Below are 12,880 nucleotides of genomic sequence, written 5' to 3' on the forward strand. Positions count from 1 at the left end.
CGTGCTGAGTCGGCTCGCGACCGGTCTGACCTGATCGTCTTCGTCGTATCGCGATGTGTTTACGATAGATCGGTAACTATCGCTCTGTCAAGAGCGACGTCCGCTCGGCCTGCTGTCGGTGGCGACGGGCAGGATGGGACGGACCATGACGGACGTCTTCGAGCGCTTCTCCCCCGCCACCACCGAGTGGTTCCGCGGCGCCTTCGACGCACCGACCCCCGCACAGGCCGGGGCGTGGGACGCCATCTCGACCGGGCAGCACGCGCTCGTGATCGCCCCGACCGGTTCCGGCAAGACCCTGGCCTCGTTCCTGTGGTCGATCGACCGGCTCATCAGCGCGACCGACCGGCCGCCGGCGAAGCAGCGCACGCGGGTGCTCTACGTCTCGCCACTCAAGGCCCTGGGCGTCGACGTCGAGCGCAACCTGCGGAGCCCGCTCGTCGGCATCACCCAGACCGCACGCCGTCTCGGTACCGAACCACCGGACGTCACGGTGGGTGTGCGCAGCGGTGACACCCCGTCGTCCGACCGGCAGAAGCTCCTGCGCCAGCCGCCGGACATCCTCATCACCACGCCCGAGTCGCTCTACCTGATGCTCACCTCGCAGGCACGCGAGACCCTGGTGAACGTCGACACCGTCATCGTGGACGAGGTCCACGCGGTCGCCTCGAGCAAGCGCGGCGCACACCTGGCCGTGTCGCTCGAACGCCTCGACGACCTGCTCGACAAGCCCGTGCAGCGCATCGGGTTGTCCGCGACCGTCCGTCCGCCGGAAGAGGTCGCGCGGTTCCTGGGCGGCCGCGCCCCGGTGACGATCATCGCGCCGCCGGCGCAGAAGACCTTCGACCTGCGGGTCGTCGTGCCCGTCGACGACATGACCGAGCTCGGGGCGCCGCCGGTCGGTGCGGACGCGTCCGAGTCACCGACGAACGGGTCGATCTGGCCGCACGTCGAAGAGCGCGTCGTCGACCTGATCGAGGAACACCGCTCGACCATCGTGTTCGCGAACTCGCGGCGGCTGGCCGAGCGGCTGACGGCACGCCTCAACGAGATCCACGAGGAACGCGTGCTCGCCGCAGCCGGCGACGGCGCCCTGGTGCCGGCAGGGGCGTCCCCGGACGACGACGGCCTGCCCGTGGCACGGGGGCGGCCGCAGTCTCCGGCGCGCACCTCGGCGCACGCGGTCGCGCCCCAGGGGGCCAAACGGCCGCCGGCGCAGCTCATCGGCGGATCCGGGCAGACCGCCGGCGGGGGCTCGGACGCCTCCAACCCGGTGCTCGCCCGCGCGCACCACGGCTCGGTGTCGAAGGACCAGCGCGCGATCATCGAGGACGACCTGAAGTCCGGTCGGCTGCGGTGCGTCGTCGCGACGAGCTCGCTCGAACTCGGCATCGACATGGGCGAGGTCGACCTGGTCGTCCAGGTCGAGGCGCCACCCTCGGTCGCGAGCGGGCTGCAGCGCGTCGGTCGTGCCGGACACCAGGTGGGCGAGATCTCGCGCGGGGTACTGTTCCCGAAGCACCGGGCCGACCTGGTCAACAGCGCGGTCACGGTCGAGCGGATGGTCTCGGGCCAGATCGAGTCGATCTCGGTGCCGGCGAACCCGCTCGACGTCCTGGCGCAGCACACCGTGGCGGCCGGGTCCATCGACACCCTCGACGTCGAACACTGGTTCGAACTCGTGCGGCGGAGCGCCCCGTTCAGCGGCCTGCCCCGGTCGGCGTTCGAGGCGACGCTCGACCTGGTCACGGGTCGGTACCCGAGCGACGAGTTCGCCGAACTCCGGCCACGGCTGGTCTGGGACCGCGTGCACGGCACCCTGACCGGGCGGCCCGGTGCCCAGCGGCTCGCGGTGACGAGCGGCGGGACGATCCCCGACCGTGGCATGTTCGGCGTGTTCATGGTCGGCGAGAAGGCGTCCCGCGTCGGCGAGCTCGACGAGGAGATGGTCTACGAATCACGCGTGGGGGACGTCTTCGCCCTCGGTGCCACGAGCTGGCGGATCGAGGAGATCACCCACGACCGCGTCGTCGTGAGCCCGGCGTTCGGGCAGCCCGGTCGCGTGCCGTTCTGGAAGGGCGACGGCATCGGCCGACCCGCCGAGCTCGGCCGGGCCACCGGTGCGTTCGTGCGCGAGGTCGAGGGCGCATCGAACGACGACGCCCGCGCCCGGGTCGCCGCCGGCGGACTGGACGAGCGTGCCGTCACCAACCTGCTGACGTTCCTGCGCGACCAGCGCGCGGCCACCGGCCACGTGCCGAACGACACCACGCTCGTCGTCGAGCGGTTCCGCGACGAACTCGGGGACTGGCGGCTCATCCTGCACTCGCCCTACGGCATGCAGGTGCACGCGCCGTGGGCCCTGGCCGTCGCCGCGCGGCTGCGCGAACGGCACGGCATCGACGGCGACGCGATGGCGGCCGACGACGGGATCGTCGTGCGCATCCCGGAGACCGACGCCGAGCCGCCGGGTGCCGACCTGTTCGTGTTCGAGCGCGACGACCTCGAGGCCCTGGTCACCGACGAGGTCGGCGGCTCAGCGCTCTTCGCCGCGCGGTTCCGCGAGTGCGCGGCGCGCGCCCTGCTGCTGCCCCGACGGAACCCCGGGCAGCGGTCGCCGCTCTGGCAGCAGCGACAGCGGGCCTCGCAGCTGCTCGAGGTCGCGCAGAAGTACCCGACGTTCCCGATCGTGCTCGAGACCGTACGCGAGGTGCTGCAGGACGTCTACGACGTGCCCGCACTGCTCGGGATCGCCGACGACATCGCCGGGCGCCGGATCCGGTTGGTCGAGACCGAGACCGAGCAGCCGTCGCCGTTCGCCCGGTCGATCCTGTTCGGGTACGTCGCGGCCTTCATGTACGAGGGCGACACCCCGCTCGCCGAACGCCGGGCAGCGGCGCTGTCGCTCGACTCGACGCTGCTCGGCGAACTGCTCGGTCGTGCGGAGCTGCGCGAGCTGCTCGATCCTGCGGTCATCACGTCGGTGGAACGCGACCTGCAGCGGCTCTCGCCGGACCGCCGTGCCCGTGACGCCGAGGGGCTCGTCGACGTCCTGCGGCTGGTCGGTGCGCTCGACCTGGACGAAGCGGTCGACCGGAGCTGGCTCGCCGACACCGCCGACCGGGCCGGGGCCACCGCCGAGCTGCGGAGCACGCTCCAGGTCCTGGAGCGGGATCGCCGGGTGCTCTCGTTCTCGCACGCCGCGGCGTCGCGCTGGGCCGTGATCGAGGACGCCGCCCGCCTGCGTGACGCCCTCGGGGTCCCGCTGCCGATCGGTGTGCCCACGGCGTTCATCGAGCCCGTGGCGGATCCCCTGGGCGATCTGATCGGCCGCTACGCGAGGTCGCACGGACCGTTCTCCGCACAGGAGGCCGCCGGTCGCCTCGGCCTGGGGATCGCCGTCGTGCAGGACACCCTGCGCCGACTCGTCGCCGACCGCCGTGTGGTGGAGGGCGAGTTCCGACCCGATCGCCAGGGTGCCGAGTGGTGCGATGCCGAGGTCCTACGACGGATCCGCACGAAGTCCCTCGCGGCCCTGCGGCACGAGGTCGAACCGGTCTCGCCGGACACCCTCGCCCGCTTCCTGCCGGCCTGGCAGCACGTGCAGACCCCCGGGACCCGCGGTGGCCTCCGTGGCGTCGACGGCGTGCTGCAGGTGATCGACCAGCTCGCCGGGGTGGCCCTGCCCGCCAGCGCGTGGGAGACCCTGGTGCTGCCGTCGCGCGTCACCGACTACTCGACGAGCATGCTCGACGAACTGACCGCCACGGGCGAGGTCCTGTGGTCCGGCGGCGGCACACTGCCCGGCAACGACGGCTGGGTGCGTCTGCACCTGGCCGACACCGCGGCGACGACGCTCGCCGAGCCCTCCGGTGACGAGACGACCGAGCTGCAGCGCGACGTGCTCGGTGCGCTGGCCGGTGGCGGCGCCTACTTCTTCCGGCAGCTGGGCCAGGCCGTGGGCAGCAGCGACGACCAGGCGCTCACGACCGCGCTGTGGGACCTGGTCTGGGCCGGGCAGATCACGAACGACACGTTCGCCCCGCTGCGGTCGATGCTCGGCGGCAAGGCGAAGAGCTCGAGCGCTCCACGGGCCCGGGCCTACCGCGGCCGTCGGCGGCCGACCATGCCGACGCAGTCCGGGCCGCCGTCCGTCGGGGGTCGCTGGTCGCTCCTGCCGCTGGCCGAGTCCGACTCGACCGTGCGGGCCGCGGCGACCGCCGAACAGCTGCTCGAACGCTACGGCGTCGTGACCCGCGGCGCCGTGCAGGTCGAGGGTGTCCGCGGCGGCTTCGCGGGGGTGTACCGGGTGCTCTCGCGGTTCGAGGAGTCCGGCCGGGCTCGTCGCGGGTACTTCGTCGAGGGGCTCGGTGCCGCCCAGTTCGCCACCGGCCCGACCGTCGACCGGCTGCGCACCTACGCCCGCGAGCTCGGCGACGACGAGCGTGGCGATCCGGACCGCAAGCGCGAGGCCCTGACGCTCGCGGCGACCGACCCGGCGAACCCGTACGGGGCCTCGTTGCCGTGGCCCACGGGCGACGTCGACCCCGGAGTCGCGGACGATGCCGTCGCAGCCGGTGGGGCGAGCACCGGCGCGAACGATGCGGCGAGCGGCGTTGCGAGCGGTGCGAAGGCCACCCGCGGTCACCGGCCCGGGCGCAAGGCAGGCGCCCTCGTGACGACCGTCGACGGCAAGCTCACCGTGTACGTCGAGCGGGGCGGCAAGTCCGTGCTCACGTTCACCGACGACGCGGCCGACCTCGCCGCTGCCGCCACCTCGATCGCCTCGATCGTCCGGACCGGGCTGCGGAAACTCTCGGTCGAGCGGGTCGACGGGGACTTCGTGCTCGAGACGCCGCTCGGCGGCGCGCTCCGTCAGGCGGGGTTCACGGCGACCCCGCAGGGGCTGCGGCTCCGTGTGTGAGGCGAGCCGCGCCTCCCGGCCGTGCGGTGACCACGTGCCGGAGGTGCCCCGTGCCTGAAGGCGACACCGTCTACCGTGCGGCACGCCGCCTGCACACCGCGCTGGCGGGCAAGGTCCTGACGAAGAGCGACTTCCGGGTCCCGGCCTTCGCCACCCTCGACCTGGTGGGGCGCACCGTCGACGAGGTCGTCCCCCGCGGCAAGCACCTGCTGCACCGGATCGGCGACCTGACCGTGCACTCGCACCTGAAGATGGAGGGCCGGTGGGACGTCTACGCGCCCGGTGACCGCTGGCGACGTCCGGCGCACCAAGCCCGGGCGATCCTGGACGCCGAAGGAGTCTCCACCGTCGGCTTCGCGCTCGGGGTGCTCGAGGTCGTCCCGCGCGACCAGGAGTCCGAGGTCGTCGGACACCTGGGGCCCGACCTGCTCGGCCCCGACTGGGACGCCGACCTGGCCCTCGCCAACCTGACGGAGGACCCCGAACGGCCGGTCGGGTTGGCGCTGCTCGACCAACGGGTGCTCGCCGGGCTCGGCAACGTGTACCGGAACGAACTCTGCTTCCTGCGCGGGGTGCTGCCGACGCGTCCGGCCGGCCAGGTCCCCGACCCGGCGCGCACGATCACGCTCGCCAGCCGACTGATCCTGGCGAACCGCGACCGCAGCGCCCGCGTGACCACCGGTGTCGACCGCCCCGGTCGACGGTTCTGGGTCTACGGTCGCGCCGGCAAGCCGTGTCTGCGCTGCGGGACCCCGATCCGGCACGGCGAACTCGGCGACTCGGAGCTCACCCTGCGCGACACCTACTGGTGTCCGCGCTGTCAGACCTGACGCACGGGGTGCAGGCGCTCCGCGGCGGTCACCCGGACCGCGTCGGTGACCCGTTCGAGGAGCGGTGACGCCAGGTTCCAGCGCTGCCACCACAGCGCGACGTCGGCGTGCCGACCCGGGGCCAGCTCGACCAGGACACCGCGGTCGATCGCGTCGAGGCACTGCGCCTCGGGCAGCAGCCCCCACCCGAACCCGAGCGTGACGGCGCGGGCGAAGTCGGCAGAGGTCGGGACGAAGTGGCGCGGGCCGCCGGGAGCGTGCCCCAGGACCTGGCGCAGGTACCCCTGCTGCAGGTCGTCGTCGCGGTCGTAGTCGACGAGCGGGACCTCGTCGAGCCGCCGGAGCATCCGCCGCTCGGTGCCGGTGTCGCCGAGGTACCGGGCGACGAACGCCGGTGACGCCACGGCCCGGTACCGATCGATGCCGAGCGGCACCGACGAGCAGCCCTGCACGGGGTCCGCCTCGGCCGTCACCGCGCCCATCACGGTGCCGGCGCGGAGCAGCTCGGCGGTGCGGTCCTGGTCTTCGCGGTGCAGGTCGAAGACCACCTCGGTGTCGGCCCGGACGAGGGCGAGGGCGTCGAGGAACCAGGTGCCGAGCGAGTCGGCGTTGACGGCCAGCGGGATCGACGGCACCACCGAGGAGCCACCGCCGAGTGCACGGGAGGTCTCCTCGTCGAGCAGCCGGACCTGCCGCGCGTGCCGGAGCACCACCTCGCCGTCCGCGGTCGGGCGCACCGGGGTGGTGCGCTGGAGCAGGACCCGACCGACCTGCTGCTCCATCGACTTGATCCGCTGCGAGACCGCCGACGGGGTGATGGCCAGCGCACGGGCCGCGGCGTCCAGGGTGCCGTGGTCGACGGCGGCGAGCAGCGTCTCGAGGTGTTCGCGCTGGAAGCGGGACATGCAGCTGAGCTTACGGCGCTGCAGGAACGTGAGCTGTACTGCAGCGGGGCGCTGCTCTAGCGTCGGATCCGTGACCACGCTCCTGCCCCTGCTCTCCGGACTCGGCACGGGACTCGCACTGATCGTCGCGATCGGTGTGCAGAACACGTACCTGCTCCGGCTCGCGGTCAGCGCAGGACTCCGGGTGGTGGCCGCGGCGGTCGTGGTGTGCGCGGTCTCGGATGCGCTGCTCATCGTCGCCGGGGTGCTCGGGGTCGGCGCCGTGGTCGAGCGGTTCCCCGTGGCGCTCCTGGTGGTCCGGTTCGTCGGTGCCGCGTTCCTGCTCACCTACGGGGTGCTCGCGGCGCGGCGGGCGCTGCGACCGTTGGGGGACGCGATGCGGGTCGCCGACGAGGCGGCCGACGACGGGGTCGTGGGCGCCGGTGCGGGCGCAGGCGCGGGGGTCGACACGGGCGCGGGCGCCGGTCCGGGGATCGACGCGACCGGGCGTTCGACGGTGGCGGCGGGGCGGACGCGCACCGTGCCTCCCGGCCAGGGGGTGACCATGCGGACGGCGGTGCTGACCATGCTCGTCTTCACGTGGGCGAACCCGCACGTGTACCTGGACACGCTGGTGTTCCTCGGGTCGGTAGCGAACCAGCAGGGTGCGGACGACCGGTGGCTCTGGACGATCGGTGCCGCCGCGGCGAGCTGCCTGTGGTTCGGTGCGCTCGGGTTCGGCGGTCGGCTGCTGCGGCCGCTGTTCGAGAAGCCGCTCACGTGGCGGGTGTTCGACGGTCTGGTCGCCGTCGTGATGCTCGCGTTCGGCGGGCTGCTGCTCGTCGGCGCGTAGCGGCTGCGGCGCGAACCGGCGGTCTGCAAAACACCGGTGTCCACACGTCGAACCGCGGTGTGCGGGTGTGCAACGTGCGAACACCGGTGTTTTGCGGGACGGCCCTACTGCATGCCCTGGCCAACGCGGCTGTGGCGGCGGCTGTACCCGAAGTAGATGACGAAGCCGATGACCAGCCAGACGACGAACCGGAGCCAGGTCTCGACCTCGAGGTTCAGCATCAGCCAGAAGCACAGCACCGCCGAGATGATCGGCAGCACGGGCGACCACGGCACCCGGAAGGCCCGCGGGGCATCGGGCCGCGAACGACGCAGCACGACGATGCCGATCGACACCAGGACGAACGCGGACAGCGTGCCGATGTTGATCATGCCCTCGAGCTTGTCGACCGCGGTGAACCCGGCCAGCAGCGCAACGACGACACCGGCGACGACCTGCACGCGGACCGGCGTCTGCGTCTTCGGGTTGGTCTTGGAGAACCAGCGGGGCAGCAGGCCGTCGCGGCTCATCGAGAAGACGATGCGGGACAGGCCGAGCAGCAGCACCATGACGACGGTGGTCAGACCGATCAGCGAGCCGATGGCGATGATGCCGGCGGCCCACGGCAGCCCGACGATGTCGAACGCCGAGGCCAGCGACGGTGCCTTCTCTTCCGCCAGGCGCTGGTACGAGACCATGCCGGTGATGACGATGCTGACGCCGACGTAGAGCAGCGTCACGATGCCGAGGCCGATGAAGATGCCGCGGGGCAGGGTCTTCTGCGGGTTCTCGGTCTCCTCGGCGCTCGTGGCGACGACGTCGAAGCCGATGAAGGCGAAGAACACCAGGGACGCGGCGGCGAGCAGGCCGAAGACGCCGTACTGGGCGGGCTCCGCACCGGTGAACCAGGACACGAGCGACTGGGTCCAGACGCTGCCCTCGGCACCCTTGGCGGGCTCGGCCGGCGGGATGAACGGGGTGAAGTTCGCGGCCTTGACGAAGAACGCACCGGCGACGATGACGAACACGACGATGGCGACCTTGATGACGGTGATGACCGCCGACACCCGCGAGGACAGGCGGGTGCCGAAGGCGAGGAGCACCGTGAAGATCCCGACGATGAGCACCGGACCCCAGGTGAACGGGATCGGACCGAGCTGGATCGTGCTGGGCAGGGTCACGCCGAAGACGTCGAACGCGGTGCTGAGGTAGATGCCCCAGTACTTCGCGATCACGGCACTGGCCGTGAGGGTCTCGAGGATGAGGTCCCAGCCCACGATCCAGGCGAGCAGCTCACCCATCGTGGCGTACGTGAACGTGTACGCGGAGCCGGCGACGGGGATCGTCGACGCGAACTCGGCGTAGCACATGATCGCCAGGCCGCACGTGACGGCTGCGAGCAGGAAGGAGACGATCACGCCGGGCCCGGCGAAGTTCGCGGCGGCGTTCGCGCCGACCGAGAAGATGCCGGCGCCGACGGCGACCGCGATGCCCATCGCGGCGATGTCGAACGTCTTCAAGGAGCGTTTCAGGGACCTGCCCTGCTCCTCGGAGTCGGCCAGGGAGGCCTCGATCGACTTGATGCGGATCTTCGTTGCCATGGGTGGATCCCGTCATCGGCTGGCGGCGGACCTCGGAAGGGTACTGGTGTACCACTGTGTCACGCAAAGCGTCCGGCCGGACGGTGGGCCGGTCCGGGGACGGACAGGAGGCGCGGTGGCGGTCCGGCGCGCACCACTCGGTCGGCGGACGGGTGCGTCCAGGGCCGCGGTCGCGTCAGCGCGCGGCGCGCCAGTCCGCCAGGAACCGGGCGCCGGCCTCGTCGTGGATGACGCCGTCGGGCGCGGTGAGCACCGGGTACGGCGTGGCCGGCACACCGTCGGCAGGACGGACGTCGACGTGCGCGACCTCGTACCCGTTGGCGTGCAGCCAGTCCGCCATGGCGTAGTCGCTGCGGGAGTCGCCCACGGTGCGCCAGGTGATCGGGAGCTCGCCGTCCTGCCCGAGGAGTTCGAGCGACCGCTCGGCACCCAGGTCCTTGCCGCTGCGGTCGGACTCGACGTCGGTGGAGATGATGGTCGGGTCGATGCGCCACTGCACGGCACCGTCGGCGTCGGGTCGGGCATCGTCGAGGCGGCGGACACCGAGGCCACGACGCTCGAGCGCGGCCATCGCCTTCGCGTCGAACTCCGGCTGGCGGGCGAGGTACGTGGCGTTCGGCACCTCGACGCGCTGCTCGATCGACACCATCGCGCGCTTCGTCTCGTCGAAGAACACCAGGTCGGCGTACTCGGCGCGGACCAGCTCGCGCATCTCGTCGGCGTAGTCCCGCGGCAGCGCGAGGTCCTCGGCGACGGTCAGCTCACCCATGCCGCCGTCGTACTGCGGGCCGATCGAGCACCACACGGCACCCTTCTCGCAGACCGCGTGCACCCGGCCGCCCTCGGCGAGGCCACCGGCGAGCAGCGGGCCGACGACCTCGGAGCGGATGAAGGCGTCGCTGCGGCCGGTGTTGAAGACGATCGGGATGCCCTCGGCAGCGAGCGCGACGAGGTCCGCGACGATGCTCGGGATCGCGATGGTGCGGGAGACCGGGCTGGCGATGGGCCCGTCGACGTCGAGCAGGAGACCGAGGCGGGGTGCGTTCACCAGCCCATCCTCTCGCAGTCAGCTGCTGGGCGAGACGATCCGGCTCCGGACGCGGTCGATCAGTGCTCCGAGGGCGGCGGGGGCGGGGACGTGTCCCTGCCCGGGTACCTCCGCGTACTCCGAACCCGGCACCGCGTCCACGACGGCGCGGGCCGCACGACGCATCCACTCGAGACCGTCACCGCCGGCGCCGACGAGCACCGGCACGCCGACGGCTGCGGCGACCCGCTCGGGCACGGCGAGGCCGTTCAGCACCCGGACCTCGCGGCTGAGCACGTGGGCGTCGACGACCAGGGAGCGCCAGAGCGAGCCCTTGAGTCGGAGCGCCGTGACCTGGCCCATCGGGAGCCCGAGCACCTGGGTCAGGAAGCCGCGGACGGCCTGGGTGCGGCGGCCTGCGACCACGTGCTCGTCGAGCAGGTCGGCGAAGACGACGTCGTCGGCGTGCGGGTCGACCGAGGCGCGGTACGGCGGTTCCCACAGGACGGCGCCGTCGACGGGCAGGCCGGTGGCGAGGCCGTGCAGGACGACACCGGCACCGACGCAGATGCCGACGGCGGTCGTGGGGACGCCGACGCTCTCGACGACGGCGCGGAGGTCGTCGACCTCGCGCTCGATCGCCCACGACGCCGAGTCGCCGCTCGCACCGCGACCGCGTCGGTCGTAGGTGACGACACGATGGGTGGGAGCGAGCTCGGCGACCACGCGGTCGAGGTACGGGGTCCCCCGGTGGTCGAAGGCACCGCCCACGACGACGACCGCCGGTCCGTCCCCTGCCTCGGACACGGCGATGGTGGTGCCGTCGGAGGAGACGACCGTTCGGTCGACGGGAGGGAGCATGGGGTCCTTTGCGGGCTGTCGACGGCGATGCGTCGGGCCTCGGAGGGGACCGTGCGGATTACCGGTGCTCCGAGTGTCGCAGGCGTGGAGGTCCGTGTCTCCCCCCGCTTCCAGGGGCAGAACACCGCCGCTCGACGCTGTGGTGGTCACCGTGTCATGCTGTTTGAGTACACCTGTACTCAGCAATCAACACCACTGCATCGGGGATCCCATGACGCTCATCGCCATCGTCGCCTGCGAGATCGCCTTCTGGGTCGCGATCCTCGGTGGGCTGGCCACCCGGTACCTGCTGCGGCGTCCGCGCTTGGGGGCGGCCATGCTCGTCGCGGCCCCCGTGATCGACGTCATCCTGCTCGCCGTCGTCACGGTCGACCTGCTCGGTGGTGGGACGGCGACGTGGCACCACGGCCTCGCGGCGATCTACATCGGCTTCTCGGTCGTGTACGGGCACCGGATGATCGCGTGGGCCGACGTCCGGTTCACGCACCGGTTCGCCGGGGGTCCCGCACCGGAGCGCCTGAGCGGACGGCGCCACACGGCCCACTGCTGGGGCGACGTGCTGCGGACCGGGCTCGCCGTGCTGATCGCCGGCGGGGTCATCGGTGTGCTCGTCCTCGTCGTCGGGGACCCGGAGCGCACCAGCGACCTGCAGGGCAACCTGTCCCTGCTCGGGCTGCTCATGGGCATCGAGCTGGTGCGCGCGATCAGCTACACGATCTGGCCGCGCCGGCCCGCCGCCGGTGCACCGACGGGACAGGCGGCCCGGTCGTAGGCTGACCCGGTGCCACGACGCGTCGACCTGGAGGAACGGGGATCCCTGGTCGCCGCCGCGTGCCTGCGGATCCTGGAGCGGGACGGCCTGAGCGCGCTGTCGGTGCGGAACGTCGCGGACGAGGCCGGCATCGCTCCGGCCTCACTCCGTCGCGTGTTCCCGACGCAGCACGCCCTGCGGGAGCACTGCCTGACGATCATCGAGGAACGCGTCATCGCTCGGCTCACGTCCCTGCGCTCGACCGGCCGGGCCCGTGCACTGGACGTGCTCGCCCAGGTGCTGCCGCTCGACGCCGAGCGCACGACCGAGATCCTGGCGCAGGTGCAGCTCGGCGTGCTCGCGCGCACCGACGAACACCTGGCCGCGAGCGCTCGACGCCTGAACGACGGGGTCAGCCGGGTGTGCACCCGGGCGCTGGAGATCCTGCGCGAGGACGGCAGCCTCGGCGCCGATCGCGACCTGACCGACGAGGCGGACCGGCTGCACGCGCTGATCGACGGGCTGGCGATCGAGCACACGTGGGACCCGACGGCGCGTGCGCCGGAGCGGGTCCTGGCGCTGGTCGAACTGCACGTGGACAGCCTGCGCGGCACGATCGGCTGACGACTGACGGCTCAGCGGTCCCGGTAGACCTCGCGCCGGTGCCCAGCGTCGACGACCACCACGACGAGCTTGCCGTCGTCGATCCGGTAGATCAGTCGGTAGTCCCCCGAGCGGACTCGCCATCCGGGCCGGTTCACGAGCTTGCGTGCGGCGGGTGGCCGGGGGTGCTCGGCGAGGATCGCGAGGAGCCCCTCGATCCGCCGCCGTCCGTCGAGCGGGAGCTTGCGGATGACGCGTTGCGCGGCCGGGATGACCTCGACCGAGTACGTCACCCGAGGCCGAGTTCGCGCTTGAGGTCGTCCCACTTGACGTTCTCGCCACCGATGCGGGCACTCTCGGCGACGGCTTCGTCGTAGGCGACCAGGTCGTCCAGGTCCTCCGCCGCCTCGAGCAACCGGTCGAGGACGGCCGCGTCGACCACGGCCGCGACGCGCTTGTTGCGCCGGGTCAGGTAGACGGGTGCATGCCGGGCGTCGTCGATGATCGACGCCAGACGGCCACGGGCTTCGGAGATCGACACTTCGCTCACCTGTACATTCTAGAGCG

11 protein-coding genes are annotated in these 12,880 nt (G+C 72.2%); 5 read left to right on the top strand and 6 right to left on the bottom strand.

What is annotated here, in order from left to right:
• Positions 1-145 precede the first annotated feature (145 nt).
• The gene (locus ASF75_RS13390) at positions 146-4,924 is read left to right on the top strand and encodes a DEAD/DEAH box helicase (RefSeq protein WP_056072086.1); all 4,779 of its coding nucleotides are present in this window, start codon (positions 146-148) and stop codon (positions 4,922-4,924) included.
• 50 nt (positions 4,925-4,974) lie between these two features.
• Positions 4,975-5,754, top strand: a complete 780-nt coding sequence (locus tag ASF75_RS13395; protein ID WP_017885842.1) for an Fpg/Nei family DNA glycosylase — start codon at positions 4,975-4,977, stop codon at positions 5,752-5,754.
• On the opposite strand, the gene ASF75_RS13400 is transcribed toward ASF75_RS13395, so the two are convergent.
• Positions 5,745-6,659: a LysR family transcriptional regulator ArgP gene (locus ASF75_RS13400; RefSeq protein ID WP_017885841.1), complete on the bottom strand. Its 915-nt coding sequence runs from the start codon at positions 6,657-6,659 to the stop codon at positions 5,745-5,747. The genes ASF75_RS13395 and ASF75_RS13400 overlap by 10 nt on opposite strands.
• Before the next feature lie 70 nt (positions 6,660-6,729).
• Here ASF75_RS13400 and ASF75_RS13405 point away from each other — a divergent pair, with 70 nt between their 5' ends.
• Entirely contained in the window at positions 6,730-7,491 is a 762-nt protein-coding gene (locus ASF75_RS13405; protein WP_056072089.1) for a LysE/ArgO family amino acid transporter, read from the top strand.
• 104 nt (positions 7,492-7,595) lie between these two features.
• Here the strand turns inward: ASF75_RS13405 and ASF75_RS13410 are convergent, their stop codons facing one another.
• From ASF75_RS13410 to ASF75_RS13420, 3 genes are all read right to left on the bottom strand, one after another.
• Positions 7,596-9,071 (bottom strand): APC family permease, encoded by a 1,476-nt coding sequence (locus ASF75_RS13410; RefSeq protein WP_017885839.1) that lies wholly within the window; start codon positions 9,069-9,071, stop codon positions 7,596-7,598.
• Positions 9,072-9,246: 175 nt separating this feature from the next.
• On the bottom strand, positions 9,247-10,119 hold the full coding sequence (locus ASF75_RS13415) for a hypothetical protein (RefSeq protein ID WP_017885838.1): 873 nt from the start codon (positions 10,117-10,119) through the stop codon (positions 9,247-9,249).
• 18 nt (positions 10,120-10,137) lie between these two features.
• Positions 10,138-10,959: an alpha/beta fold hydrolase gene (locus ASF75_RS13420; protein ID WP_017885837.1), complete on the bottom strand. Its 822-nt coding sequence runs from the start codon at positions 10,957-10,959 to the stop codon at positions 10,138-10,140.
• Between the two features lie 211 nt (positions 10,960-11,170).
• Here ASF75_RS13420 and ASF75_RS13425 point away from each other — a divergent pair, with 211 nt between their 5' ends.
• Both ASF75_RS13425 and ASF75_RS13430 read left to right on the top strand, forming a co-directional pair.
• Positions 11,171-11,731: a hypothetical protein gene (locus ASF75_RS13425; protein WP_056072091.1), complete on the top strand. Its 561-nt coding sequence runs from the start codon at positions 11,171-11,173 to the stop codon at positions 11,729-11,731.
• 9 nt (positions 11,732-11,740) lie between these two features.
• The gene (locus ASF75_RS13430) at positions 11,741-12,334 is read left to right on the top strand and encodes a TetR/AcrR family transcriptional regulator (protein WP_056072094.1); all 594 of its coding nucleotides are present in this window, start codon (positions 11,741-11,743) and stop codon (positions 12,332-12,334) included.
• Positions 12,335-12,345: 11 nt separating this feature from the next.
• Here ASF75_RS13430 and ASF75_RS13435 read toward each other — a convergent pair whose 3' ends face one another.
• Both ASF75_RS13435 and ASF75_RS13440 read right to left on the bottom strand, forming a co-directional pair.
• Positions 12,346-12,606, bottom strand: a complete 261-nt coding sequence (locus ASF75_RS13435; protein WP_017885834.1) for a type II toxin-antitoxin system RelE family toxin — start codon at positions 12,604-12,606, stop codon at positions 12,346-12,348.
• Positions 12,603-12,863, bottom strand: coding sequence for a type II toxin-antitoxin system prevent-host-death family antitoxin (locus tag ASF75_RS13440; protein WP_031259153.1), 261 nt, complete (start codon positions 12,861-12,863; stop codon positions 12,603-12,605). The genes ASF75_RS13435 and ASF75_RS13440 overlap by 4 nt, the downstream gene beginning before the upstream one ends.
• Positions 12,864-12,880: the final 17 nt, after the last annotated feature.

This window comes from Curtobacterium sp. Leaf154 (assembly GCF_001424595.1).
Taxonomy (GTDB): domain Bacteria; phylum Actinomycetota; class Actinomycetes; order Actinomycetales; family Microbacteriaceae; genus Curtobacterium; species Curtobacterium poinsettiae.